This window comes from Halorubrum sp. Ea1 (assembly GCF_002252965.1).
Classification (GTDB): Archaea; Halobacteriota; Halobacteria; order Halobacteriales; family Haloferacaceae; genus Halorubrum.
The window spans coordinates 55,354-79,429 of record NZ_NHPG01000135.1 but is presented as its reverse complement, the minus strand read 5'-3'; the positions used below and the strand labels follow the sequence as shown (position 1 = coordinate 79,429).

The 24,076-nt window shown below is 68.6% G+C and carries 25 protein-coding genes and 2 pseudogenes; 18 read left to right on the top strand and 9 right to left on the bottom strand.

Translation table 11 applies throughout. The features are described 5' to 3' along the window. From DJ73_RS16945 to metG, 6 genes and pseudogenes are all read left to right on the top strand, one after another. Window positions 1-626: YIP1 family protein (locus DJ73_RS16945; protein ID WP_094558548.1), on the top strand; the 626-nt coding region annotated here is incomplete at its 5' end. A 145-nt stretch (window positions 627-771) separates the two neighbouring features. Continuing rightward, a pseudogene (gene dcd, locus DJ73_RS21100) lies at window positions 772-1,125 on the top strand (dCTP deaminase); the annotation flags it as partial. Between the two features lie 18 nt (window positions 1,126-1,143). Then, entirely contained in the window at window positions 1,144-2,868 is a 1,725-nt protein-coding gene (locus DJ73_RS21095) for a dCTP deaminase domain-containing protein (protein ID WP_394338328.1), read from the top strand. Then, complete coding sequence (locus DJ73_RS16935; protein ID WP_094526654.1) at window positions 2,865-3,779, top strand: thiamine-phosphate synthase family protein; 915 nt, start codon at window positions 2,865-2,867, stop codon at window positions 3,777-3,779. The genes DJ73_RS21095 and DJ73_RS16935 overlap by 4 nt, the downstream gene beginning before the upstream one ends. A gap of 79 nt (window positions 3,780-3,858) precedes the next feature. Further along, window positions 3,859-4,311 (top strand): pyridoxamine 5'-phosphate oxidase family protein, encoded by a 453-nt coding sequence (locus DJ73_RS16930; RefSeq protein ID WP_094525366.1) that lies wholly within the window; start codon window positions 3,859-3,861, stop codon window positions 4,309-4,311. Window positions 4,312-4,466: 155 nt separating this feature from the next. Then, entirely contained in the window at window positions 4,467-6,656 is a 2,190-nt protein-coding gene (gene metG, locus DJ73_RS16925; RefSeq protein WP_094558546.1) for a methionine--tRNA ligase, read from the top strand. A gap of 25 nt (window positions 6,657-6,681) precedes the next feature. On the opposite strand, the gene DJ73_RS16920 is transcribed toward metG, so the two are convergent. The 7 genes and pseudogenes from DJ73_RS16920 to DJ73_RS16890 form a co-directional block, all read right to left on the bottom strand. Next, window positions 6,682-7,113: a VOC family protein gene (locus DJ73_RS16920; protein WP_094526652.1), complete on the bottom strand. Its 432-nt coding sequence runs from the start codon at window positions 7,111-7,113 to the stop codon at window positions 6,682-6,684. A gap of 82 nt (window positions 7,114-7,195) precedes the next feature. After that, window positions 7,196-8,245, bottom strand: a complete 1,050-nt coding sequence (locus DJ73_RS16915) for a presenilin family intramembrane aspartyl protease PSH (RefSeq protein WP_094558545.1) — start codon at window positions 8,243-8,245, stop codon at window positions 7,196-7,198. Window positions 8,246-8,950: 705 nt separating this feature from the next. After that, window positions 8,951-9,654, bottom strand: a pseudogene (locus tag DJ73_RS16910) (nitrilase-related carbon-nitrogen hydrolase). Next, window positions 9,651-10,079 carry a CoxG family protein gene (locus DJ73_RS16905; RefSeq protein ID WP_094558544.1) on the bottom strand — a complete coding sequence of 143 codons (429 nt, stop codon included), beginning with the start codon at window positions 10,077-10,079 and terminating at the stop codon, window positions 9,651-9,653. The pseudogene DJ73_RS16910 and the gene DJ73_RS16905 overlap by 4 nt, the downstream one beginning before the upstream one ends. 147 nt (window positions 10,080-10,226) lie before the next feature. Then, window positions 10,227-10,454 (bottom strand): hypothetical protein, encoded by a 228-nt coding sequence (locus DJ73_RS16900; protein ID WP_094525371.1) that lies wholly within the window; start codon window positions 10,452-10,454, stop codon window positions 10,227-10,229. A 52-nt stretch (window positions 10,455-10,506) separates the two neighbouring features. Further along, on the bottom strand, window positions 10,507-10,689 hold the full coding sequence (locus tag DJ73_RS16895) for a hypothetical protein (RefSeq protein WP_094525372.1): 183 nt from the start codon (window positions 10,687-10,689) through the stop codon (window positions 10,507-10,509). 126 nt (window positions 10,690-10,815) lie between these two features. Then, the gene (locus DJ73_RS16890) at window positions 10,816-11,847 is read right to left on the bottom strand and encodes a phosphate uptake regulator PhoU (protein WP_094525373.1); all 1,032 of its coding nucleotides are present in this window, start codon (window positions 11,845-11,847) and stop codon (window positions 10,816-10,818) included. Window positions 11,848-12,005: 158 nt separating this feature from the next. Between DJ73_RS16890 and DJ73_RS16885 the strand changes: the two genes are divergently transcribed. Next, on the top strand, window positions 12,006-12,365 hold the full coding sequence (locus DJ73_RS16885; protein WP_094558543.1) for a response regulator: 360 nt from the start codon (window positions 12,006-12,008) through the stop codon (window positions 12,363-12,365). A gap of 48 nt (window positions 12,366-12,413) precedes the next feature. Here DJ73_RS16885 and DJ73_RS16880 read toward each other — a convergent pair whose 3' ends face one another. Further along, window positions 12,414-12,794, bottom strand: a complete 381-nt coding sequence (locus DJ73_RS16880) for a hypothetical protein (protein WP_094525375.1) — start codon at window positions 12,792-12,794, stop codon at window positions 12,414-12,416. Between the two features lie 143 nt (window positions 12,795-12,937). Here DJ73_RS16880 and aglJ point away from each other — a divergent pair, with 143 nt between their 5' ends. The 4 genes from aglJ (at window position 12,938) to DJ73_RS16860 (ending at window position 17,219) form a co-directional block, all read left to right on the top strand. Then, complete coding sequence (gene aglJ, locus DJ73_RS16875) at window positions 12,938-14,002, top strand: S-layer glycoprotein N-glycosyltransferase AglJ (RefSeq protein WP_094525376.1); 1,065 nt, start codon at window positions 12,938-12,940, stop codon at window positions 14,000-14,002. Window positions 14,003-14,061: 59 nt separating this feature from the next. Beyond that, window positions 14,062-15,186, top strand: coding sequence for an AI-2E family transporter (locus DJ73_RS16870; protein ID WP_094525377.1), 1,125 nt, complete (start codon window positions 14,062-14,064; stop codon window positions 15,184-15,186). Between the two features lie 81 nt (window positions 15,187-15,267). Then, window positions 15,268-16,413, top strand: a complete 1,146-nt coding sequence (locus DJ73_RS16865; protein WP_094558542.1) for a cell division protein FtsZ — start codon at window positions 15,268-15,270, stop codon at window positions 16,411-16,413. Between the two features lie 71 nt (window positions 16,414-16,484). Continuing rightward, window positions 16,485-17,219, top strand: coding sequence for a hypothetical protein (locus DJ73_RS16860; protein WP_094558541.1), 735 nt, complete (start codon window positions 16,485-16,487; stop codon window positions 17,217-17,219). A 112-nt stretch (window positions 17,220-17,331) separates the two neighbouring features. Here the strand turns inward: DJ73_RS16860 and DJ73_RS16855 are convergent, their stop codons facing one another. Continuing rightward, the gene (locus tag DJ73_RS16855) at window positions 17,332-17,547 is read right to left on the bottom strand and encodes a hypothetical protein (protein ID WP_094525380.1); all 216 of its coding nucleotides are present in this window, start codon (window positions 17,545-17,547) and stop codon (window positions 17,332-17,334) included. Window positions 17,548-17,679: 132 nt separating this feature from the next. Between DJ73_RS16855 and DJ73_RS16850 the strand changes: the two genes are divergently transcribed. From DJ73_RS16850 to DJ73_RS16820, 7 genes are all read left to right on the top strand, one after another. Further along, window positions 17,680-18,840 carry a 5-(carboxyamino)imidazole ribonucleotide synthase gene (locus tag DJ73_RS16850; protein ID WP_094558540.1) on the top strand — a complete coding sequence of 387 codons (1,161 nt, stop codon included), beginning with the start codon at window positions 17,680-17,682 and terminating at the stop codon, window positions 18,838-18,840. A gap of 102 nt (window positions 18,841-18,942) precedes the next feature. Continuing rightward, a complete protein-coding gene (gene purE / locus DJ73_RS16845) occupies window positions 18,943-19,560 on the top strand; it encodes a 5-(carboxyamino)imidazole ribonucleotide mutase (protein WP_094558539.1) in 618 nt (205 codons plus the stop codon). Between the two features lie 200 nt (window positions 19,561-19,760). Beyond that, entirely contained in the window at window positions 19,761-20,177 is a 417-nt protein-coding gene (locus DJ73_RS16840) for an NADH-quinone oxidoreductase subunit A (protein ID WP_092562085.1), read from the top strand. Continuing rightward, a complete protein-coding gene (locus DJ73_RS16835) occupies window positions 20,177-20,875 on the top strand; it encodes an NADH-quinone oxidoreductase subunit B (RefSeq protein ID WP_094525383.1) in 699 nt (232 codons plus the stop codon). Before DJ73_RS16840 ends, DJ73_RS16835 begins: the two co-directional genes overlap by 1 nt. Next, entirely contained in the window at window positions 20,872-22,536 is a 1,665-nt protein-coding gene (locus tag DJ73_RS16830) for an NADH-quinone oxidoreductase subunit D (RefSeq protein WP_094525384.1), read from the top strand. Before DJ73_RS16835 ends, DJ73_RS16830 begins: the two co-directional genes overlap by 4 nt. Next, window positions 22,536-23,609 carry an NADH-quinone oxidoreductase subunit H gene (locus DJ73_RS16825; RefSeq protein ID WP_094525385.1) on the top strand — a complete coding sequence of 358 codons (1,074 nt, stop codon included), beginning with the start codon at window positions 22,536-22,538 and terminating at the stop codon, window positions 23,607-23,609. Before DJ73_RS16830 ends, DJ73_RS16825 begins: the two co-directional genes overlap by 1 nt. A 1-nt stretch (window position 23,610) precedes the next feature. Beyond that, window positions 23,611-24,072 (top strand): NADH-quinone oxidoreductase subunit I, encoded by a 462-nt coding sequence (locus DJ73_RS16820; RefSeq protein ID WP_006113010.1) that lies wholly within the window; start codon window positions 23,611-23,613, stop codon window positions 24,070-24,072. Window positions 24,073-24,076: the final 4 nt, after the last annotated feature.

The window sequence follows — 24,076 nt, the reverse complement described above, 5'->3', positions numbered from 1 at the left end:
TCACCGTCTCGACGGTCGGCGGGATCGCCGCGCTCGGCGCGGCGTTCGACGCGACGATCGACCGGGAGGTCACCGTCGACAACCCAGACCGACCGCCGGAGGCGACCTGTGAGGCGTTCGGCGACGACGACTCGCTCGTCGGCGAGCGGTGCGACCGCCCGAAACGGGTCGACGTCGACGTCGGGGAGGAACTCCGGAGCGCGACCGGCGACTACGTCGCGTACGGCCTGTTCGGTGTGCCGATCTGGTGGGGGATCTTCGCGCTCGTCCTCCACGGCGGCGCGCGCCTCGCCGGCGGGAGCGGCTCCGTGGGCGACTCGTTCGTGATCGCGGCGTGGGCGATCCTCCCGGAAATCGTCCGACTCGGAGCCGGTGTCGCGGCGGTCTGGTACGCGCTCTCGACGGCGGCGGTCGACGGCGCCACGATCGAGGCGATAGCGAACGAGATCGTCGCCGCGATCGGGGCGATGCAGGCGCCCCTGCTCGCCGCTTCGGCGGTCGTGATCGCGGTCCAGTGGGTGATCGTCGTCGGGGGGTTGGAAGCGGCCCACGACCTCGACCGCGGGACTGCGGGTGCGGTCGCCGGTGCGTTCGCCGTGCTCGCGTTCCTTCTCGCGGCGGTGTGAGGGCCTGCCTCACCCTCGCGGCGCCGCACCTTCGCGGCGCCGCACGCGTCCCGCGATCCCCGCGCACCGTGACCTCCGTGACCCCCCCGCACCGCGAGCCGCCGCATTCGGGAGTTTTTAAGCCGAGCGGGCTCCGTCTCCCGACATGATCCTGTCGGACGCGGACATCCTCGACCGGCTCGCGGCGGGGGACCTCGTGGTCGAGCCGCTCGGCGACGTCGACCAGCAGGTCCAGCCCGCGAGCGTCGACCTACGGCTCGGCGAGCGATTCCTGGAGTTCCAGCGCACCAACATCCCCTGCATCCACCCGACCGAGGCCGACGAGGTCGGCGAGTACGTCACTGAGACCACCGTCGACGAGGGCGACGAGTTCATCCTCCACCCCGGGGACTTCGTGCTCGGCACGACGACCGAGCGCGTCGAGATCCCGGACGACCTCGTCGCGCACGTCGAGGGGCGCTCGTCGCTCGGGCGGCTCGCGATCGTCGTCCACGCCTCGTTGCCGCACGACGAAACGGTGTTCCTGTGGACGCCGGACGAGGGGTTCGGATTCTACGAGATCGGCGATATCGTCGAAAACGAACGACCGGCGAGAGCGGTCGCATTTGACCCGAAGAGCTTGAGAGTGAGCACACACCGAGTGACGGATTATATTACGAATCCGACAAAAAAGATCTACCGTGTCACCCTCGAGTCCGGGCGAGAAGTGTTAGTGACGAAAGATCACAATCTGTTCACCCTCAACGCGGACGGCGGTGTTACGCGAATAGCCAGCGAGGATGCTGAAGGGTCCCACGTGATGGTTCCGGGAGTTCTTCCCGCGTCTCCGACGGAGGAATCCTCCCTCGATCTGCTCTCGCTGTTAGAAGGGGACGACGAAGTGATTGCGTACGCGTCGGACGGGATAGGGGACGTTGTCTGGACCGACGACGTGGCGGAGCCGTCACGGCGTCATTACGACTCGCGAAATGCGGCACCGCTATCGTGTGTCTCCAGTGCGACCGCTCCCGAAGAAGCGGACATCGCGTTCAAGCAGAGCGATTACCGACTGTCCCGCAACCTGGAATTGACCCCGGAGTTCGGTTGGGTACTCGGATTTTACATCGCCGAGGGTTCCGCTCGGCGGAAGCAGGTCCAGTTCGGAAACAAGGACGACGCGTTTCTCGACCGGGTCGAAGAATGGTTCGAGGGACACGACGCAAGCGTTCACCGACGAGAGGGTGAGAACGGCGTCGAGCGACTCACGGTATGTTCGGCGCTGTGGTCGAAGGTCATCCGTGAACTCGCCGGGTCTGGAAGCGAGAAGGATATTCCGGACCGAGCGTGGAACTGGCCGACTGCGGTACTTCGCGGACTACACGAGGGACTCCTCGACGGCGATGGTTGCCGCCGAGAGTCGAGGGATACGCTGTACACGTCGAACGGCTCGCTCGCCGACGGTGCGATGTATCTGGCCGCTCGGCTCGGACTGCACAGTTCCACTTACGCCAGAGAGCGCGAGACTTACATCCCCATGAGCGACGTCACGACAAGCGGGACCGAACACGCCGTCGATACCGCGACTGATCCGCACAAACGCGGTCAGTACGTTCCGGTTCCGAGCGAGCTGCTACACGAATTGCGGAAAGAGACCGGATTGACGATGAGCGAGGCCGCCGATGCGATGGGATATTCGTCGAAATCGAGCGTCTCAAACGTCGAAAACAACGAATACGACACCGTCAAACGTGAGACGCTCCAGCGGTTCCGGGAGGTGTATACCGATAACGGTGCGAATACGCGGCGTCTCGATCAGATCCTCCGTGAAGAAGTTCGATTCGAGGAAGTCGTCGAAGTCGAAGCGACGGACCGTGTCGAACCCACGTATGACCTGGAAGTTCAGCCGAACGGCAGAACGATAGAGAATTTCCTCGGCGGGAAAGGAGGTGTGTTCCTGTCGAACACCGCCGGCCTGTGCGACCCCGGTTATAAGGGGCAGATCACGCTCGAACTCTCGAACCTCGGCACCGCGCCCGTCGCGCTCTCGCCGGGGATGCGCGTCTCCCAGCTCACGTTCACCGAGCTGAAGTCGCCCGCCGACCGCCCGTACGGCGCGGAGCGCGGGTCGAAGTACCAGGACCAGGACGGCCCGCAGGCCTCCCGGATCGGCGACGACCCGGAGTTCGAGGGCGACGGGAGCGCAGCGGGGACCTCGACGAGCGCCGCCGAGGGCGACGACGGGGCGAGGGGGGACCGCTCATGAAGTTCATCGAGGAGGTCGTCGTCGACGAGTTCCTCCCGACGGTCCGCTCGATGCTGGCGGAGGACCTCCGCGACCGCGGCTTCACGCAGCGGGAGGTCGCCGACGCCTTGGGGATCTCCCAGTCCGCGGTCTCGAAGTACGCCCACGGCGAAGTGGCCCGCAACAACCGGATCGTCGCCGACGATCGGGTCCGCGATCTGGTCGATCGAATCGGCGAGGGGCTCGCCGACGGCGACCTGAGCCCCGTCGGCGCGCTCGTCGAAATCGAGGTGCTGATCCGGCGTCTGGAGGAGGGCGACCTCCTCGCGGACCTCCACGAGGAGGCGATGCCGGCGCTCGCCGACGCCGAGGTGGAGTTCTCGGTCCACGACCCGGACAGCGGGCTCCGCGAGCGCGAGCGGGTCCTCGGGTCGGTGCGGCGCGGGCTCCGCACCCTGACGAACGCCTCCGGCTTCGCCGCGCTCATTCCGAACGTCGGCGCCAACGTCGCCGAGTGCCTCGACGACGCCCGGACGATCGACGACGTCGCCGCGGTCCCCGGCCGCCTCGTCGACGTGAAGGGGCAGGCGATGGTCCCCGGCGAACCCGAGTTCGGCGTCAGCGAGCACGTCGCGACGGTCCTGCTCGCCGCCCGCGAGGCGGGGTCGACCGCCCGCGGCGCCGTGAACGTCCGGTACGACCCCGACACCGTCGCGGCGCTCGCCGCGTCGCACCCGACCGTCGAGTTCGACGCCGAACGCGAGACCAGCGAGGCGGTCGCCGGCGCGGTCGCCGCGGCCGACCTCCCGGCTGGCGACGACGCGGCGACGCTCGTCCTCTACCAGACCGGCGCGGTCGGCGTCGAGCCGATCGTGTACGTGATCGCCCCGACCGCGTCGGAGGCGGCCGCGGTCGTCCGCGGGATCGTGTAGTGGCGGGGCGGACCGACGCGGCCCGCTCTCACCGTGATCCGTGGCTGACATTCATTACCGCGCCCGTCCAACGTCAGGTATGACCGATCCCGACGCGGTTCGGATGGCGGACGACGAGCGCGACGAGTTCCTCGGGCGGTCGGGAACGGGAGTCCTCTCCCTGTCGACGGCCGCCGGCGATCCCCCGCACTCGGTCCCGGTGTCGTACGGATACGACCCCGTCGAGGAGGTGTTTTACTTCCGGCTCGCCGTCGGGGAAGAGAGCGGAAAGGCGAATCCGACCGACCGCGGAACCACGTTCGTCACCTACGGCGAGCGCGACGATCGGTGGAAGAGCGTGGTGGCGAGCGGTCGGCTGGTGTCGACCACCGACGAGTCGATCTCCACGGAGTCGCTCGCCGGGCTCGGACGGACGGACCAGATACCGATCGTCGACGTCTTCGGCGAGCCGGCGAGCCGGGTGGAGTTCGAGTTCTACCGGCTCGACCCGGACCGGCTCACCGCTCGCGCCGAACGGTCGATGGAACCCTGAGGGGCGTCCCCTCGGAACCGTCGCCGTGCCCGCGTGCGGAAGCCGTCTGAGCGATCGGCCGCGGCTTCCCCCCCGACCGAGCGACCCGCCTCGATTCCACCCGAAAATCAGCGGGCTTTAGGCCCGTATCCACGACAACTCGATACACCCACAACATGAGCCACGACGACTTCCCCACCGACGACCCGGCGGTGGTGACCTGTGGACTGCCGTACGCCAACGGCGACCTCCACATCGGCCACCTGCGCACCTACGTCGGCGGCGACGTGTACAGCCGCGCGCTCGAACGACTCGGCCAGGAGACCGCGTTCGTCTCCGGCTCGGACATGCACGGGACGCCCGTCGCGGTCAACGCCGAACAGGAGGGCGTCTCTCCCGAGGCGTTCGCGCTCGACTGGCACGACCGGTACGCCGCGACGTTCCCGAAGTTCAACGTCGAGTTCGACAACTACGGCCACACTCACGACGAGACGAACACCGCGGTCACCCAGGAGCTCGTCCGCGACCTGGAGGACGCCGGTCACGTCTACGAGAAGGAGATCATGGTCGCGTACGACCCCGTCGACGACCAGTACCTCCCCGACCGCTACGTCGAGGGGACCTGCCCGTACTGCGGCGCGCACGCCCGCGGCGACGAGTGCGACGAAGGGTGCCAGCGCCACCTCGAACCGGGCGAGGTCGAGGACCCCGTCTCCACCATCACCGGCAACCCCGCCGAGTACCGCGAGCGCACCCACAAGTTCTTCGAGGTCTCGGAGTTCTCCGACTACCTCTCCGGCTTCCTCGATCGACTCGAGGGGACGTCGAACGCCCGGAACCAGCCCCGCGAGTGGATCGAGCAGGGGCTCCAGGACTGGTGTATCACCCGCGACATGGACTGGGGGATCGATTACCCGGGCGGCGAGGCGACGGAGTCGCCTCGGGGAGGCGGTGAAACCGCCGACAACGACCTCGTCCTCTACGTCTGGGTGGACGCCCCCATCGAGTACATCTCCTCGACGAAGCAGTACTCGGAGCGCGTCGGCGCCGACGCCTTCGACTGGGAGGCGGCCTGGCTGGAGGGCGCGAGCGACGCCCACCCCGAGGGCGGCGAGATCGTTCACGTGATCGGCCGCGACATCATCCAGCACCACACGATATTCTGGCCCGCGATGCTGGAGGCGACGGGCCACGCCGAGCCGCGCGCGGTGATGGCGAGCGGCTTCGTCACCCTCGGCGGGAAGGGGTTCTCCACGAGCCGGGACCGCGCCGTCTGGGCCGACGAGTACCTCGACGAGGGGTTCCACCCCGACCCGCTGCGCTACTACCTCGCGACCAACGGCGGCTTCCAGCAGGACGTCGACTTCTCGTGGGAGAAGTTCCGCGACCGCGTCAACACCGAGCTGGTGGGGACGGTCGGCAACTTCCTCTACCGCTCCCTCCTCTTCGCCCACCGCAACTACGACGACGCGCCCATCGCCGACGCGACGAGCGACGAGGTGCGAGACCGGATCGAAGAGGCGATCGACGACGTCGAGGCCGCGGTCAACGACTACTCCGTGCGCGCGCTCGGCGACGCCGTCACCGACCTCGCGCGGTTCGGCAACGAGTACATTCAGCGGAGCGAGCCGTGGAACCTCGTCGACGAGGACCCGGACGAGGCCGCGCGGGTGATCCACGACTGCGTCGCGATCGCGAAGGCGATCGCGGTGCTGTTCGAGCCGATCGCCCCCGAGAAGTGCGAGCGCCTGTGGGACCAGCTCGGCGAGGACGGCTCCGTCCACGAGGTCACCGTCGACGCGGCCCGCGAGGGTCCCGCCGGCGACCTCGCGGAGCCGACCGAGCTGTTCGAGCAGATCGAAGACGAGCGCGTCGAGGCGCTCAACGAGAAGCTGGAGTCGCGGGTCGCCGAGGCGGAGGCGGCCGACGGCGACGAGGGCGACGGCGACGAGGGCGACGGCGATGAGGACGGATCGGACGACGAAGCGGCGACCGACGAAGACGCGACCGACGACACCGACATGACCGACATCGAGCCCCTCAGCGACGACCGCATCGGCTTCGACGACTTCCAGGAACTGGACATCCGGATCGGCCGGATCGAGGACGCCGAGGGGATCGAGGGCGCCGACGACCTCCTGAAGCTGCGCGTCGACCTCGGCGCCGAGACCCGGACGATCGTCGCCGGACTGAAACAGCTCCACGACGTCGACGACCTGCCCGGGACGAAGGTCGTCGTGCTCGCCAACATGGAGAAGGCGGAGCTGTTCGGCGTCGAATCGAACGGGATGGTGCTCGCTGCCGGCGACGAGGCCGACCTCCTCACGACCTACGAGGACGCCGGGCCGGGCACGAAAGTCAAGTAAGAACCGGTCTCGCTTTTCTCCGTCCTCAGGCGTCGAGCACTTCGATCAGGTTCCCGTCGGGGTCGACGACGAACAGGATCGTGGTCCCGCTCTCGGTCGTTCGCGGCTCGCTGAGGGTTTCGACGTCGCCGTCGAGACCGCGGTAGAACCCCTCCACGTCGTCCACGGAGAGCCCGAGGTGGATCGCGCCCGGTCGGTTCAGTTCCGGATTGGGCGTCGGTTCGCCCGCCGGTTCGTACGCGACGAGTTCGACGACCGTCTCGTCGCCCGCCCCGCCGGCGACGAGGTGCGCGAAGTCGGCGGCCGCGCCGTCGACGGCGACGGCGTCCGCGAACGCCTCGCCGCCCACGGCGAACTCGGCGGCGACGTCCAGATCGAACGTCTCGGTGTAGAAGTCGACGGCGCGGTCGAGGTCGGCGACCGTGACGCCGACGTGGTGCGGAGTCGGATCGGACACGGCTCGAACGACGGCGACCGACGGAAAAACGGTGTCGACCGGCGGGCGCGCCGACCGCCTCGCGCGGTCCGACTGCGGGCGCTCAGAGGAACCCGGCGAGCCCCATCGCGTCCGCGAGCGGGACCCCGGCGACCACGGAGCCGATCAGGTAGCCGCCGATGGCGCCCCCGTTCAAAAGCGGGAGTCCGGCGTGCGGCCGGCCCTTTATGACCCAACTCATCAGCACGAGGAGCCCCGCGAGGCTCCCGACCATCGCGAGCAGCGCGGGGAGGTTGATCCCGATCAGCGGGACAGCGAGCCCGGCCGCGGGGGAGAACGTCGCCGCGCTCGCGACCAACACCGCCGGGATCACGGCGTCGCCGAGGCCGATGAAGAACGCGTCGCGCTCCTCGATCGGCGTGGGGTCCGAGACGTCGGCGCCGTCGTCGTCCGCGCGCTCGCCGCCTCGATCCATCTCGTTGTCCCCGTCACTCCCGTCGACCCCGTCACTCTCGTCGACCCCGTCGTCCCCGGCGACGGTCGCGCCGTCGGGACCGTCCGCGTCTTCCGCCTCGTCGCCGCCGAGAAGCGAGTACGACAGCGACAGCGGGATGACGAGCACGACGGGGATGTTCAGCTCCATCACTCCCTCCGCGAGCGACAGCATGTGCTCGGTGCCGTACACCGAGACGGCGTCGTAGACAGCGAGGAAGGCGAGCAGGATCAGCGCGGGGAGCAGGCCGAACGAGATGCCGAACAGCCCGGCCGCGCCGGCGCCCATCAACACCCCGGCCGTGTCGATCACGTACCACTCGGGGTAGACGAGGAGCCCGACGCCGACCGCGACGGCCGGCACGGCCGCGGCGAGTGGAGACACCAGCGCGGAGAAGACGTACCAGGAGAGCCACGCCGAGACGCCGACGATGAGGAGTCGGATCGCGCCGTCGAAGTTGTACTTGAACGCGGCGAGCATCAGCCCCGTCATGACGAGGATCGCGAGAACGTACACGAGGCTGTTCGTCGGGTCGTCCGGGTTCTCGACCGCCTGGTACCCGCTCTCGGCGAACTCGGGGACCAGCGCCAGCGCGCCGAGCTGGACGACGAGGAACAGGCCGACGACGAAGGCGACGCCGCGGTACTCGCGGGGGAACATTCGACCGACGGTTCGGGATCGGGGGGTTTCGTCCTTGCGCTTCGGTCCGGCCGCGTTCCGCTTCCGGACGAGTGACGGTCTCGGCGGACGGATCGGGGCCGACCCGGTCGAGGCGGGTTCGAACCGCGTCCGTCGCGGGAGGCACCCGATGCCGCGAACGACGGTATCGACTATCAGTTGCCGAGAACGTCGGAAGGATAACTTTCGCCGCGCGCCGCAGAACGGGTTCGGGTACGGTGTGGGAGCGGTCGGACCCGAACCCGAGGGCCGACGGACGACGGACGGTGGAAGCGAGTGTCCGGCCGTCCCGCCCGAAACTGGACGGGACAGCCGGTTTCGTCCGCGGCGTCTACGACCAGTCCGATTCGGAACAAGAAGCTACCGCTCGAATTATCGAGACCGATACTCGACGGGCCACAAATATCGTCCGGTGGCCAGTGAGAGGGAAGGCGGAACGGGAAGGCGGGACGCGGCGAACGGCGAAGGGTGGACGGGAGGCGGGCGGGCGGCAGCCGGACAGCGGACCCCCGGGCTGTCGTCGGCGTCGCCGCCCGAGTGGTCGGGACGGGCGCGCGTTGTTGTCGCCGAACTCCAACGAGAAAAGCGTCGGACTTCGGCGAATGCCCCTTAACGCTTCTCCGGTATAAACCAGACGGTCCGCGCTCGGCGGCCGCGGCTTCGGGACCGCCGCTCGGTGGTCGGCGGTCAGCGCCGGTCCCGCAGCGCGGGGAACTCCTCGCGCACCGCCGCCGCTCGCTCCGGATCGACCTCGGCCGTCACCGTGGCGGGCTCCTCTCCCGCGGACGTGAGCGTGGTCCCCCACGGGTCGTAGACGGCCGTCCGGCCGCAGAGCGCGTCGCCGTCGAACGCGCCGCTTCCGTTGACGGCCGCGACGTACGCGAGGTTCTCGATCGCCCGGGCCCGACCGAGCGTCCGCCAGTGCTCGACGCGCGGGTACGGCCACGCGCTCGGCACCAGCACGCACTCGACGCCGGCCTCGACCATGTCGCGGAACTGCTCCGGGAACCGGAGGTCGTAACACGTCGTGACGCCGACGCGGACGCCCTCTAAGTCGACGACCGGGACCCGTTCGCCGGGGACCATTCGATCGGTCTCCTCGGAGCCGTACCCGAACAGGTGGTGCTTCCGGTAGACGGGCCGGCGCTCCCCGTCGCGGTCGAAGAGCACGGCCGCGTTCGCGAGCCCCTCCGCCGCCTGGACGTCGACCCCGTCGGCCGCGGAGGCGGCCAGATCCTCGACGACGGTCCCGGCGAGGACGTTGACGTCGGCGTCGGCCGCGACGGCCGCGAACCGGGACAGCCGGCCGCGCGGACTCGCTCGACCGCGTTCTCGACGTTGGCCGCGACGGCGCCGCCCTCGACGCCGAGCTGGACGCAGGCGATCCTCATTCGTTAGGGCCCATCGAGGCCCGCAGCGCGTCTTCGAGGTTGTCGAGCTCCGCGTCGAAGTTGCGCTCGAAGAACGACTCGACCCCCGGCAGTCGACCGTCGACGACGAACTCGTTCGCCAGCCGACAGCCGCCGTCGGTCTCGGTGATCGTGTGCTCGCCGGTCACGCGGAACGCCTTCGACTTGCCGACGAACTTCACTCGGTTCGGGGGGTTGCGCACGACTTCCTCGGTCTCGACGGAGATCGTCGACCGGATCATCGGGATCGGGAGCGCGACGTGCCACGTCGCGCGTCTCTCGTCGTGGACGTCGAAGGTGTCGACCACGCTGATCGCGCCGGCGCGCTTCTCGGCGTCCGAGATGAACGCCCACACGTCGTCCGCGGGCGCGTCGAACTCGAACGTCCGGGAGACTCGGACGGTCATACATTCCCGTTGGTGCTACGGGGGTTAAAAACACGCGAGTCCGGCAGCGGGGCCGAAGAGATTCGCCCCGGCCTCGACTGCGGAGGGGTCGATCAGATTCGCACCGGCCTCGATGGCGGAGGGACTCGTCGGACGCCCGAACCGCCCTCACCCTTGCGGCGTCACGCGCCACGTCGTCGACCGGGCCCGGCCCCACTTCTCGATGTCGACATCGTCGGATTTCTCGGCCAGTCGGGGGAGTCGCGAGCCGACCTGTTTGGCCGTGAGGCCGATGGCGTCGCCGATCGTCTTCGAGCGGACGTACCGCTCGCCACGGGTGACGCTGTCCGTGAGGTACGCGAGGATCCGCTGCTCTTCCTCGGTGTACTCGCTCATGGCGTGAACGTAGGCGTCAGACGTCCTTAACGGTTTCTCGTCGATCGGTCGCTCAGTCGAACAGCTGCACGGCGGCGACCGAACAGAGGGCGAAGACGAACGCCGCCGCGAACCCCCACGCGCGGCCCAGCTGCGACGGGTATCCGAACATCAGCGCCGTGCCAACGAGCGCGATGGCCCCCAACGCGAGCGCCACGCCGATCTCCATGTCAGACTCGATAGATCCCTCGCTCATACCCGTCGCTTCGCGGGCGGCTACTTAGTTCATACGAAGGGCGCGACGCCGGGCCACGTCGCGGGCGCGGCACTGGGCCACGCCGCGGGCGCGACGGGTGTCGAAACCGGCGACTCGGACGACGCCTCAGATGATCTCGACGTGTTCCGACTCCTCGTTGAGCGCGAGGTTCGCGGCGATCTCCGCGTTTCGCATCGCGTACTCGGCGGTGTGCTGGAGGCTGACGAGCACTTCGCGGGTCATCAGCAGCGTGTCGTTGTCGAGGTCGCTCGGCAGCTCGCCGAGGATCTCCTGCTCGCGGTCCTCCAGCCGAGCGAACATGTCGCGGCACTCGACGGTGAGGTCGTAGTCGCGCTCGACGACGGCCCTGACCGCGAGCGCCGTCAGGTCGTCCACTTGATCGGTGAACTCGCGGATCTGCCGCATCGTGGCGCTGTCGACGTCGAGCGTGTGACCCTCGGCCTCCATCACGATGTCGGCGATGTCCTCCGCGTTGTCGGCGGTGAGCTCCAAGTTCTTCGCCACGGAGCGGTAGCCGATGAGGGGGAACCCCTCCTCCAATCCGACCGCGCGGGCGAGGTTCGGGTTCTGGTACGCCGTGAAGATGAGCCGGAGCAGCAGGACGAAGATCTTGTTCGCCTGCCGCTCGCGGTTGAGCGCGCGCTGCGCGAGGTCGGGGTTGCCGTGGGCGAGCGCCTTCACGGCCTCGCCGCGCATCGTCGACCCGGTGTTCTCCAGCCGTTCGAGCAGGTTGTCGAGGGTGAAGTCCTCGGGGTCGACCGAACAGCGGATAGAGATGTCCTCCGGCGTCTCCTCGATGACGCCGAGCCCCATCAGCTGCGTCTCGGCCTTGTAGACGGCGTTGATGTGTTCGCTGTCGAGGGTGCCCTCGCTCCGGACGTGGATCACGCGTCGCCCGAGCACGTACTGCGCGACGATGGCCCGCTCCAGCGACCGCGCGTCGAGCCCGTCGGCGTTGATGACGGCCTCCGACTCCTCCGAGCTCACCGACTCCGGGAGAACGGTGAGCGTTCCCTTTCCGCCCATCCGGAGCGACACCTCGTCGCCCTTGTTGACGCCGTGTTCCTGTGCCCACTCGGCGGGGAGGGTCATCGCCAGCGTCGACGGACCCAGCCGTTGGACCTTCCGCGTTTCCATGCGGTAAAGTACCGCGGGATACACCTTAACGTTGTTCCTATGTTCATTATACGCTTCGACGAATATACAAGGTGTTGTTGCGCGGAGCGGACGCACCGTCCGAGGTCGGGCGCCGGGCGATCCGCGCGCTTATGCCGTTCAATTGCCGATTACTCGCCATGACCGAGCGGGTACTCGTCGTCGACGACTCCTCGTTCCAGCGGACCGTGGTCCGGGACGCGCTGGAGGGGTCGTTCGACGTCGTCGGCGAGGCGGAGAACGGCGCTGAGGCCGTGGAGCTGTTCGAGGCACACGAGCCCGACGCCGTGTCGATGGACGTCGTCATGCCGGAGATGACCGGGATCGAGGCGACGCGGGCGATCAAGGACCGCTGGCCGGACGCCGTGGTCGTGATGTGCACGAGCGTCGACCAGCAGGAGAAGATGATGGAGGCGGTGAAGGCCGGCGCCGACGGCTACGTCACCAAGCCGGTCGATCCCGATGAGCTGGTCCCGGAGCTGAAGAGCAACCTCGGCTGAGCGACCGGGATCCGGGTCGATCCGTTTCCCCGGATCAAGTCGCCACCGTCACGCCGGGCCGAACGATCGGAGGATCGCCGAGAGCGCGCTGGCGAGCTCCTCGAACCGGTCCATCTGCATCGAATCCGTCGTCACCCAGACGCCGTGTTCCCCGGCGATAACCCTCGTGAGATACCCGTTTTCGAACACGCGAACGGTGAACTGGTAGTCGCCGAGCTGCGTGTTGGCGTACAGCGACTGCGAGTGGAACCCCTGGCGTTCGTTCTCCGCGAACCCGACGAGGTCCGCGGTGCGGCTCAGGTCGCTGCGGAGGTACAGCTGGGTGACCTCGTCCGCGGTGAAGTAGGTGAGGCTCCGGAGTTCGTCGCCGATCGCCGTCCGCGCCGCGCTGAGCAGTTCGTCGACGTGGGGATCGGGTGGATGCGACATGCTCACACGATCTGTCGTCGGACACATGAGCGTATGGGTGGCCGCAGGACCGTCGGCGCGGCTCGACGATCGGAGCGTTCAGCCCCCGGGGATCGTCGCGTCGGAAGGGCAGAGTTTAGGGACTCGCCCGCCGTCGACCCGACATGAGCGACTACGACGACGTCTGCGTCCTGCTGCCCACGATGGACGAGGTCGAGACGGTCGCGCGCGTCGTCGAGGCCTTCCGCGACGCCGGGATCGGGAACGTCCTCGTCGTCGACGGCGGCTCCACCGACGGGACGCGGGGGGCCGCCGAGGAGGCCGGTGCGCGCGTCGTCGAACAGTCGGGCCGCGGGAAGGGGCAGGCCGTCCGCGAGGCGGTGCGCGACCACGTCGACGCGCCGTACGTCGTGATGGCCGACGCCGACGCGACGTACGACGCCGACGACGTCGACGCGATGCTCGACCCGCTGTTGGCCGGCGAGGTCGACCACGTCATCGGGAACCGGTTCGCCGACATGCGACCGGGGGCGATGACCCGCTTGAACCGGATCGGAAACCGGATCATCAACCTCGCGTTCCGCGCGATCCACGGCGAGGGATACCGGGACATCCTCTCCGGCTACCGGGCGTTCACCCGGGAGTCGTTCCTCCGGCTCCACCTCACCGCTGACGGGTTCGGGATCGAGACCGAAATGGCGGTCGAGTGCGTGAAGAACCAGGTGCCGGTCGCGGTCGTCCCGATCACCTACCGCGAACGCCCCGGGGGATCCGCGACCAACCTCCACCCGATCCGCGACGGCGGCGTGATATTCCTCGAACTGTACCGCAAGGCGAAGACGAACAACCCCCTGTTCTACTTCGGGAGCGTCGGCGCGGTCTCGACGGCCGCGGGGGCGCTCATGACCGCGTACGTCCTCTACGAGTGGCTCGCGTTCCGCGTGAGCCACGAGGTGATCGCCATCGGCGCCGTCGGCGCGACGGTCCTCGGTATCCAGCTGCTGATCTTCGGCGTGTTGGCTGATATGATCCTGTCGCTGCACCGCGAACAGGCGGCGCGGTTCGAGCAGGCGATGGAAGACCGTGGGATCGACCCGCGGAGCGACGGGGACGCCGGCGATCGGTCGGTCGACGAGGATGTCGGCGGTCGGTCGACCGAGGGGGACGCCGGCGGCCGGTCGGTCGACGGAGACGCCGGCGGCCGGTCGGTCGACCTCGACGACGACTGACGGTCGACGGTCCGGTTCGAAGGCGTATATTTTATGTCGGCACACCGAGACGAGCGGCCATGGACCAGAAGCGGTTCGTCATCGCCCTCTTCGGTATCGCGGTCGCGCTCGTCGTGGGGTTCATCGGGTACCGGTTCGTCGCTCCGCTCACGGTCGCCGTGTTCCTGTACTACTCGACGCGGCGGCTCTTCCACAGGCTCGAACAGTTCCACCTCCCCGCGCGCGTCCGGGCCGCCGTCTCCCTGTCGCTCATCGGGGTTCCGCTGATCGGGCTCATCGGCTACACCGTGCTCTTGGTGCTGATCGAGGCGCGCCGGTTCATCGGGCGTTACCCGGTCGCCGAGACGGTCGGCGCGGAGAACTCCTGGGTCGGGGACCTGGCGGAGCTCTCGAACCCCACTCTCGACGGGATGGTCGCCGCGTACCGCTCCGGTCAGCTCGATCCGCTGATCGAGTTCGTCTCCGAGCAGGCGCCGCTGCTGGCGAGCACGCTCGGGGGGCTCGCGCTCAACCTCCTCATCGTCGTCGTCGTCACGTACTACCTCCTGCTCGACGGGTCGAAGTTCCACGAGTGGCTGCTCACGTTCGACGACGACGCGGTCGTCCGAGAGTACCTCGAGACGGCCGACGCCGAGCTGGAGGCGGTGCTGTACGGGAACCTGCTCAACGTCATCGCGATCTCGATCATCGCCGTCGTGACCTACACCGCCTACAACGTGGTCGCGCCGCCGCCGGTCGAGGTACCGTATCCGGCGCTCGCGGGCGCGCTCACCGGGATCGCGAGCCTGATCCCCGTGATCGGGATGAAGATCGTGTACGTCCCGCTGGCGGCGGTGACCTCGGTACCGACGCTCCTGGGCGGCGACGACCTCGCGCTGCTCGCCTACGTGGCCGTCTTCCTCGCCGTCGCGGCGGTCATCGTCGACACGATCCCCGACGTCGTGCTCCGGCCGTACTTCAGCGGGAAGACGACCCACGTCGGACTGCTCATGCTCGCGTACATCTTCGGTCCCGTCGTCTTCGGCTTCCACGGGCTGTTCCTCGCGCCGATCGTGCTGGTGCTGGCGCTCACCTTCGCGGACACGGCGCTGATCCGGTTGCTCGGCGGCAGCCCGGACGAGACCGACACCGACGGGCGCCCGGCGGCGGTCCCCCGCGGACAGCGGCGACTGGACGAGTTCTGACCGCCCGCACCGCGGCCGCGCGGGCTTCCGCTCGCCGCCGAGCCGAAGAGATAAGCCCCCGCTCGCCGACCGGAGTGACGTATGCGTCTTCACGTCATCGGTCTCGGCGGCGCCGGTGGCCGGATCGCCCACCGGCTCGCGGCCGATCACGGCGACGACCGGTTCCTGCACGGGTGTAACGCGTTCGACACGGACGCGGCGGCGCTCGACGCCCTGCGCTCGCTCGACGAGTCGCGGCGCTACCGCTTCGGCGACGCGGCCGACGGGAGCGGGCTCGACGGCGACCTCCACGCCGGCAGGCGGCTCGGTGACGCCCACGCGAGCGAGCTCGGCCGCGTCATGGACGACGAGAACCCCTCGGCCGCGGAGGCGTTCGTGATCGTCGTCGGCCTCGGCGGCGGCGCGGGGGCCGGGGCGGCGCCGGCGCTCGCCGAGGAGCTGTCGCGCCTCTACGACGTCTCGGTGTACGCCGTCGGGGCGCTCCCGACGCCGGCGGAGTCGGCGGCGAGCGAGGTCGATCCCGTCCGCGGGAGCGCGACCGAACCCGCGGAGCGCGAGCCGCGTCGCCCCCTCGCGGAGAAGAACGCGGCCCGGACGCTCGACGCGCTCTCCGACCGCTGTGCGGCCGTTTTTCCCTTCGACAACGACGCGTGGCTCCGCCCCGGCGAGACGCTCGTCGACGCCCGGGACCGGCTGAACGGCGTCGTCGCGGACCGGATCGCGGCGCTGTTCGGCGCCGGCGAGTCGAGCGACCGGGAGTCGACCCCGCAGCAGGTGCTCGACGCGAGCGACGTCGCCCGCGCGGTCGGCGACGACGGGGAGATCGCCGCGGTCGGCCACGCCACGCAGGCGGTCGAACCGCCTGAGTCGGGGTCGCGGTTCGGCCTCGGGCTGTTCGGCTCGGACGAACCCGCCGAGGTCGACACCGGCGAAGCGGTGTCGGCCATCGAGACCACGATCCGGAAGGCGGCCCGCGGCAAGTCGACGGTCGAGGTCCCCGACGGCCGCGCGGACCGGACGCTCCTCGTCGTCGGCGGCCCGCCGGCGTGGCTCAACCGACAGGCGATCGCCGACGGTCGGCGGTGGCTCGCCGAGGAGACCGGCTCGGACGCGATCCTGAGCGGCGACGCGCCGGAGCCGGACGGCGAGGGGGTGTTCGCCGTGGTGTTGCGCTCGGGGATCGACGAGCCGGCGCGGGTCCGAGAGATCCGGGAATCGATCGCGTGACCGGCGGCCGCGGGTCGGCTCTCCCTCCCCCGACCCGAACCGATTAACCCCTTGTGGCGCCCAGACCGATCGTGACCACGCACGCCGACCTCGGGCTCGACCTCGACGTGAGCGACACGGACGCGGTCGCCGACCGGCGCGACGAGATCGTCGCCGCGGTCCGCGATCACGCCGGAACGATCGCCTACCAGCTCGCCAAGCTCCAGGGGGGCGACTACGGTCGACGGGAGCTGTCGACGCCGGGCGGGGCGTGGACCGTCAAGCACGAGGCCGGGGAGCTGGAGTTCCTGCTGTTCTCGCCGAAGTCGGGCTCGGACGTGTACGTCATCTCGACGAAACAGCCGCCGGACCCGACCGACCTCGCGGCCGCCCTCGACGACTACGCGAACCTCGTCGCCGCGTGGAACGAGTACGTCGCGTCGCTGTCGGGCGTCCTCGACGGGGTGAGCGCCGAGTTCCCGGAGCCCGCATCGACGGACGGAGTCGTCGCCGAGCGCGACCGCGTGCTGGGCGCGATCCGTCAGACCTGCACCCTCATCGCCGGCGAGATTCACCGCTACGAGGGCGACGACTACGGGACGTACACCGCCCGCGTCGACGGCGACCGCTGGGAGCTGAAGTGGGACGAAGGGACCGTCTCGTACCTCCGCGTCGGGGGTTCCGGCGGGCTCTACCTCCTCTCGCAGTATGAGGCGCCCTCCGCGGCCGACGTCCGCGAGTACGCCGACTCGTTCCGCGGATTCGTCGAGGCGTACAACGAGTTCGTCGACGACTTGGAGAGCGACCTGGCGACTGCCGAACTCTGAGGGCGTCGCCGACGTGTCTGACGGGTGCGGCCACCGGACTCCGACCGCGTTCGCTCGGCGCTCCGGTCACTGGTCTCTCGCTCCGCAGGGCCTCATGTTCCGCTGAAAGGTCTCACGATCCGCTGAAGGCGCCGAACGTGTACTCCAGACCGAACATGACGAGCGCCATCGTGAGGGCCCGAACGAGGAGGACGTCCCCGCTCAACGCGCGTCCGACGGCGAGCACGCCGACGCCAGCCGACGCTCCCAACAGGGCCGCGTACCGCCCTCGGGAGAGGCCGCGCGCCCACTCGTCGACCCGCTCGTAGAGTCCCCGTATCGCGGTCACACCTGCGAGGAGCAATCCCGAACGGAAAACGGTTGCGTGGGCCCAGCCCCGCTCGAAAGTGCCCATATTCGTGCGTATTTCTCGCTCCGATGTGGGAATATTTATGCAGTAACGTCGGGTACGCGGCCGTATATGTCGATCACTCTGCCGGGACCGACGCTCGGCGTCGTCGGCGGCGGACAGCTCGGTCGGATGATGGGCGAGGCGGTCGCACGGCTCGGCGTCGAGGTCGTCGTGCTCGACCCGACGCCGGAGTGCCCGGCCGCTCCCGTCGTCAGCGACCAGATCGTCGGCGACTTCGACGACCCCGACGCGGTCCACGAACTCGCGAGCCGGGTCGACGCGCTCACCTTCGAGATCGAACTCGCCGATCCGGACCTGCTGGCCGAGGCGAGCGCGGAGCACGACGTGCCCGTCCAGCCCGACCCCGCCACCCTCCGGACGATCCAAGACAAGCTGGTCCAGAAGGAGGCGCTCGCGGACGCCGGCATCCCCGTCCCGGAGTTCGTCGCGGTCGCGACCGCGGAGGGGCTCGAACGCGTCGTCGAGGAGTTCGACGGCGTCATGCTGAAGGCCCGCGAGGGCGGCTACGACGGCCGCGGGAACGTCCCCGTCGAGGACCCCGCGGACGCGGCCGACGCGCTCGACGAGGTCGGCGGGGACGCGATGGCGGAAGAGCTCCTCGACTTCGAGCGCGAGATCGCCGTGATGGGGCTGAAAGGCGCCGACGGGGAGACGCGTACCTACCCCGTGACGGAGACCATCCACCGGGAGGAGATCCTCCGCGAGAGCGTCGCGCCCGCCCGCGCCGACGACGCTGTCGTCGCCGAGGCCGAGTCGGTCGCCGGCGACGTGCTGGAGTTCCTCGACGGACGCGGCGTCTACGGGATCGAGCTGTTCGAGACCCGCGAGGGCGACGTGCTCGTCAACGAGATCGCGCCGCGCCCCCACAACTCCGGCCACTGGACCATCGAGGGCGCGCGGACCTCGCAGTTCGAGAACCACGTCCGGGCCGTCCTCGGATGGCCGCTCGGTCCGACCGACCTCGCCGCGCCCGCGGTCACGGCGAACGCCCTCGGTGACGTCGAGGAGACGGGACCGGCGACCCTCCGCGGCGCCGAATCGGTCCTCGCGGCGCCCGACGCCGACCTCCACTGGTACGGGAAGGAGGACGTCCGCCCGCTCCGGAAGATGGGACACCTGACGGTGACCGGAGACGGCGAAAGCGACCGCGACGCCCTCCTCTCGCGGGCGAGAGAACTCCGCGACGCGACGACGTTCCGGGGCGACTAGTCCTCCGGGCGTCTGATCTCCCGGGGCGACTGACGCCTCGCAGCACCCGGCGGCTGCGCCGCATCCGGGGGTTCCTTGTAGCCCTCCGCCGAACCCTCGTCCATGCCAACGGTGCAGGACCTCATCCGGCGGCTCGAAGCGGAAGCGGAGTCCGACCCCGATCCCGAAACGACTCCCGACGTGGGGATCATCATGGGCTCGGACTCGGACCTCCCGACGATGGAAGGCGCGTTCGACGCGCTCGACGAGCTCGGCTTCGCGGAGCAGACCGACTTCGACGAGGCGCCGGACGCCCGGTTCACTTATGAGAGCTACGTCGTCTCCGCCCATCGAACCCCCGAGTTGATGTACGCCTACGGGGAGACCGCCGGAGACCGCGGCCTCGACGTGGTGATCGCCGGGGCGGGCGGGAAGTCCGCTGACCTCCCGAACATGACCGCGTCGCTCGCGTACCCGATCCCGGTCATCGGGGTGCCGGTACAGGAGAAGTCGGTGGACTCCGTGATCGGGATGCCCACCGGGGCGCCGATCGTCGCCGTCGACGCCGGGAAGTCGTTCAACGCCGGTCTGTCGGCCGCACAGGTGCTCGCACGCGAGCACGACGCCATCGAAGAGCGGCTGATCGCGTACCACGAGGACCTCAAAGGCGGCGTCGCCGACGTCTCGGCCGACCTCCACGACCTCGGTATCGACGGGTTCCGCGCGCGAGACGAGGAGTAGCCTCGGACGGGTCTGCTGGAGTAGCCCCCGACGGATCGTCTCGGACGCGTCCGGACGACCGGGTCGACCGCGGAACCGAGCACGGACGGATCGGGTGTTGAGCGGTCTCGCGGTCGTCTGCGGCCTCCTTGCGGCGATGCCCTGAAGACTCAACGCTTATGAGGGGGCGGTCCAAACCTCAGCACGTTACGGAGACCTATATGAGCGATTGGATAGCGATCGGCGCCTTGGCGGCCGTCGGCCTGCTCATCCCGATAGGGATGATGACAGTGTCGGCGTTGCTCCGTCCGAGCGTGCCTGAGACCGGTAAAAGCACCACCTACGAGTCCGGCGAGACCCCGACTGGCGGGACGAAGATCCGGTTCAACATCCAGTACTACATGGTCGCGCTGTTGTTCGTCGTGTTCGACATCGAGACCGTGTTACTGTTCCCGTGGGCCGTCATCTACCGCCCGGCCATCCAGGCCGGCGTGCCGATGACTGCTCTGCTGTGGCCGATGTTGGCGTTCGTCGGGATCCTCGCGATCGGGCTCGTCTGGGCGTGGCGGTCGGGGGCGATCAGCTGGGCTCGGAGTCCCCGCGCGACCAGCAGAAAAACGGAGCGTGACCTCAACTAATGAGCAGCGATCAACCATTCATCACCGACGAATCGCAAGTCGTAACGGAGACCCGAGACGCCCGGATGACCGGGCAGGGAGACCGGTTTAACTCCCGCCTCCGTGAGGCGTTCGGCTCCTCGCCGTTCATCCTCACCAAGTTCGACAAGTTCCTGAACTGGTGTCGCGGCTCCTCCATGTTCATGCTGCAGTTCGGCATCGCCTGCTGCAGCATCGAGATGATGCACACCTACGCCGTGAAACACGACCTCGACCGGTTCGGGAGCGGGGTCCCCCGCGCGTCGCCGCGACAGGCGGACGTGATGATCGTCCCCGGAACGATCGTCTCGAAGTTCGCGCCGCGGATGAAGCGCGTCTACGACCAGATGCCCGAGCCGAAGTTCGTCGTCGGCATGGGCTCGTGTACCATCTCCGGCGGCCCGTTCCAGGAGGGGTACAACGTGATCAAGGGCGCCGAGGAGGTCATCCCGATCGACATCCACGTCCCCGGCTGCCCGCCCCGTCCCGAGGCGCTCGTCTACGGCGTCGTGAAGCTGCAGGAGCGCGTCGCCAACGGCGAGGCCGCGCCCGTGACGGTCAAGCCGTACGAACTGGAGGAGTTCTCCGACCTCGAACGGGACGAGCTCGTCGACAAGCTCGCCGACCAGATCGACGAGGACGAACTCGTCATGCGGTACAACTTCGCTGATTCACCATGAGCCTCGAACGACCGGACACCACCGACGACGCGGCGCTCGAGCGCACTCCGGACGAGCTGGAGGCGCTTCTCGGCGACCTCGTCGTCGGTCGCGACGACCATCTGAACGCGCCCGGCTTCGTCATCCGCCCGGACACCGTTCAGGAGACGCTCTCGACCCTGAAAGAGCAGGCGGGATACGACCACCTCTCGGTGGTCTCCGCGCAGGAGTACGAGAACCGCTACGAGTCGATCTACCACCTGAAGAAGTTCGACGACCCGACCCAGGAGGTCAGCGTCGTCGTCCCCGCCGACAAGGACGACCCGGTCTCTGAGTCGGCCGAGCCCGTCTTCCGCACCGCCGACTGGCACGAGCGGGAGGCGTACGACCTGATCGGCGTCGAGTACGACGACCACCCTGACCTGCGCCGGATCCTCCTGCCCGAGACGTGGCAGGGACACCCCCTGTCGATGGACTACGACAAGGACCGGCCGCAGATCGCCACGCTGCCGGAGCACGCGAACCCGCTGCAGGAGCACCACAAGGACTCCGAGTCCGACACGATGTTCCTGAACATCGGGCCGCACCACCCGGCGACCCACGGGGTGCTCCACCTGAAGACGACGCTCGACGGCGAGCAGGTCGTCGACGTCGAGCCCGACATCGGCTACCTCCACCGCTGTGAGGAGCAGATGGCACAAGCCGGCACGTACCGCCACCAGATCATGCCGTACCCCGACCGCTGGGACTACATCTCCGCGGGGTTGCTCAACGAGTGGGCGTACGCCCGCGCGGCCGAGGACCTCGCCGAGATCGAGGTGCCGGAGTACGCGCAGGTCATCCGGACGATGGGCGCCGAGATGTGCCGGATCGCCGCGCACATGCTCGCGCTCGCCACGTTCGCGCTCGACGTGAACGGCGACTTCACCGCGACGTTCATGTACGCGATCAACGACCGCGAGCGCGTGCAGGACCTGCTGGAGGACCTGACGGGCCAGCGGCTGATGTTCAACTACTTCCGGCTCGGCGGCGTCGTCTGGGACCTCCCGGAGCCGCGCGAGGAGTTCTTCTCGAAGACTCGGGACTTCCTCGATCAACTGCCGGAGTCCGTCGAGGAGTACCACAACCTCGTCACCTCCAACGAGATCTTCCAGATGCGGACGATCGACACCGGGATCCTCCCGCCGGAGGTCGCGAAGAACTACGGCGCGACCGGTCCCGTCGCCCGCGGATCGGGAGTCGACTACGACCTGCGCCGCGACGACCCGTACGGCTACTACGACGAACTCGACTGGGACGTCGTCACGGAGGACGGCTGCGACAACTTCAGCCGCCTGCTCGTCCGGATGCGCGAGGTCGAGGAGTCCGCGAAGATCATCGAGCAGTGCGTCGACCTGCTCGAGGACTGGCCCGAGGAGGAGCGCAACATCCAGGCGAACGTCCCCCGCACGCTGCGGCCGGACGACGACGCCGAGATCTATCGGGCGGTCGAGGCCGCGAAGGGCGAGCTCGGCATCTACATCCGCTCTGACGGCACCGACAAGCCGGCCCGGTTCAAGATCCGGTCGCCGTGCTTCTCGAACCTCCAGACGCTGCCGGAGATGGCCAACGGCGAGTACATCCCCGACGTCATCGCGGCGCTCGGGAGCCTCGACATCGTGCTCGGGGAGGTGGACCGCTGATGGGGACGGCACCCGCACAGCTGTTCCCCGAGTTCCTCGCCGAGACGTTCGGGTTGCCGGGCGTGCTCGGCGAGGTCGTCGCGGCGCTGATCGCGGCGGCCGTCGTCGGGAACATCGTCCTCGCGTTTACCGGCGTCGCCGGCCCGTGGGCGAAACGGAAGATCACGGCGGCGTTCACCGACCGCATCGCGGTCAACCGGGTCGGGCCGTTCGGCCTCCTGATCATCCCGGCGTCCGCGGTCCAGCTGCTGGCGAAGGAGCTCATCGTTCCCGAGGGCGTCGACCGTCCCTCCTGGGACATCGCTCCGGTCATCCTGCCCGCGTCGGCACTGCTCGGCTTCTCGGTGATCCCGATGGGTCGTCTCGGCCCGATCAACTTCCACCTCGCCGACCCCGAAGTCGGCTTCGCGCTGGTGTTTGCGTTCGCCTCCATCGCCTCGATATCCCTGGTTATGGCGGGCTACGCGTCGAACAACAAGTATTCGCTGCTCGGCGGGCTCCGCGCGGTCGCGCAGAACCTCGCGTACGAGATCCCGCTCATCGTCACGGCGATGTCCGTCGTGCTGTTCGCGGGCACGCTCCAGATGAGCGGTATCGTCGGTGCGCAGACGACGACGCTGGTGACGATCGCCGGGATCGACATCCCGGCGTGGTACGCCTTCGTGAACCCGTTCGCGTTCGTGCTGTTCCTCACCGCGAACATGGCCGAGATCGGCCGGAACCCGTTCGACATCCCGGAGGCGCCGACGGAGATCGTCGCCGGCTACCAGACAGAGTACTCCTCCGCGTACTTCGTCCTCTTCTACCTCGGCGAGTTCGTGCACATCTTCCTCGGCGGCGCGATCCTCGCCGTGACGTTCCTCGGCGGCGCCTCCGGGCCGGGCCCGGAGAGCATCGGCTTCATCTGGTTCGTGGTGAAGATCTGGGGCTTCTTCCTGTTCACGCAGTGGGCCCGCTCCGCGCTGCCGCGCGTCCGTATCGACCAGCTGATCGAGATCGGCTGGAAGGGAATGCTGGTGCTGTCGTTCGCGAACCTGGTGCTCACGGCCGTAATCGTGGGGGTGATCGCGTAATATGATCGGACTCATGAAATCCATGGCGACGACGATGAAACACGCGCTGGACGGGACGACATTCACGGTGGAATACCCGGAGGACGCGCCCGAGGTGAGCCCGCGGTTCCGCGGGGTCCACAAGTTCAGCCAGGAGCGGTGCATCTGGTGCCGCCAGTGCGAGAACGTCTGCCCGAACGACACGATTCAGATCGTGCAGGACGACCAGCGTAACGGGGAGCAGTACAACCTCCACATCGGGCAGTGCATCTACTGCCGGCTCTGCGAGGAGGTCTGCCCCGTCGACGCGATCCTGCTGACGCAGAACTTCGAGTTCACTGCGGACACGAAGGACGACTTCGTGTTCAACAAAGAACAGCTCAAGAACGTCCCGTGGTACAAGGGAATTGACCCGCTGGAGTCCCGGAACCCCGATCGCGGCGCGTGGATCGGGGAGGGCGACGGCGAGGTCGACTACCAGTAGCGGG

Excerpts from the sequence above, each read along its gene's own strand:
- DJ73_RS16935 (WP_094526654.1), top strand. The coding sequence starts at position 2,865 with ATGAAGTTCATCGAGGAGGTCGTCGTCGACGAGTTCCTCCCGACGGTC.
- DJ73_RS16930 (WP_094525366.1), top strand. The coding sequence starts at position 3,859 with ATGACCGATCCCGACGCGGTTCGGATGGCGGACGACGAGCGCGACGAG.
- metG (WP_094558546.1), top strand. The coding sequence starts at position 4,467 with ATGAGCCACGACGACTTCCCCACCGACGACCCGGCGGTGGTGACCTGT.
- DJ73_RS16915 (WP_094558545.1), bottom strand. The coding sequence starts at position 8,245 with ATGTTCCCCCGCGAGTACCGCGGCGTCGCCTTCGTCGTCGGCCTGTTC.
- DJ73_RS16905 (WP_094558544.1), bottom strand. The coding sequence starts at position 10,079 with ATGACCGTCCGAGTCTCCCGGACGTTCGAGTTCGACGCGCCCGCGGAC.
- DJ73_RS16900 (WP_094525371.1), bottom strand. The coding sequence starts at position 10,454 with ATGAGCGAGTACACCGAGGAAGAGCAGCGGATCCTCGCGTACCTCACG.
- DJ73_RS16895 (WP_094525372.1), bottom strand. The coding sequence starts at position 10,689 with ATGAGCGAGGGATCTATCGAGTCTGACATGGAGATCGGCGTGGCGCTC.
- DJ73_RS16890 (WP_094525373.1), bottom strand. The coding sequence starts at position 11,847 with ATGGAAACGCGGAAGGTCCAACGGCTGGGTCCGTCGACGCTGGCGATG.
- DJ73_RS16885 (WP_094558543.1), top strand. The coding sequence starts at position 12,006 with ATGACCGAGCGGGTACTCGTCGTCGACGACTCCTCGTTCCAGCGGACC.
- DJ73_RS16880 (WP_094525375.1), bottom strand. The coding sequence starts at position 12,794 with ATGTCGCATCCACCCGATCCCCACGTCGACGAACTGCTCAGCGCGGCG.
- aglJ (WP_094525376.1), top strand. The coding sequence starts at position 12,938 with ATGAGCGACTACGACGACGTCTGCGTCCTGCTGCCCACGATGGACGAG.
- DJ73_RS16870 (WP_094525377.1), top strand. The coding sequence starts at position 14,062 with ATGGACCAGAAGCGGTTCGTCATCGCCCTCTTCGGTATCGCGGTCGCG.
- DJ73_RS16865 (WP_094558542.1), top strand. The coding sequence starts at position 15,268 with ATGCGTCTTCACGTCATCGGTCTCGGCGGCGCCGGTGGCCGGATCGCC.
- DJ73_RS16850 (WP_094558540.1), top strand. The coding sequence starts at position 17,680 with ATGTCGATCACTCTGCCGGGACCGACGCTCGGCGTCGTCGGCGGCGGA.
- purE (WP_094558539.1), top strand. The coding sequence starts at position 18,943 with ATGCCAACGGTGCAGGACCTCATCCGGCGGCTCGAAGCGGAAGCGGAG.
- DJ73_RS16840 (WP_092562085.1), top strand. The coding sequence starts at position 19,761 with ATGAGCGATTGGATAGCGATCGGCGCCTTGGCGGCCGTCGGCCTGCTC.
- DJ73_RS16835 (WP_094525383.1), top strand. The coding sequence starts at position 20,177 with ATGAGCAGCGATCAACCATTCATCACCGACGAATCGCAAGTCGTAACG.
- DJ73_RS16830 (WP_094525384.1), top strand. The coding sequence starts at position 20,872 with ATGAGCCTCGAACGACCGGACACCACCGACGACGCGGCGCTCGAGCGC.
- DJ73_RS16825 (WP_094525385.1), top strand. The coding sequence starts at position 22,536 with ATGGGGACGGCACCCGCACAGCTGTTCCCCGAGTTCCTCGCCGAGACG.
- DJ73_RS16820 (WP_006113010.1), top strand. The coding sequence starts at position 23,611 with ATGATCGGACTCATGAAATCCATGGCGACGACGATGAAACACGCGCTG.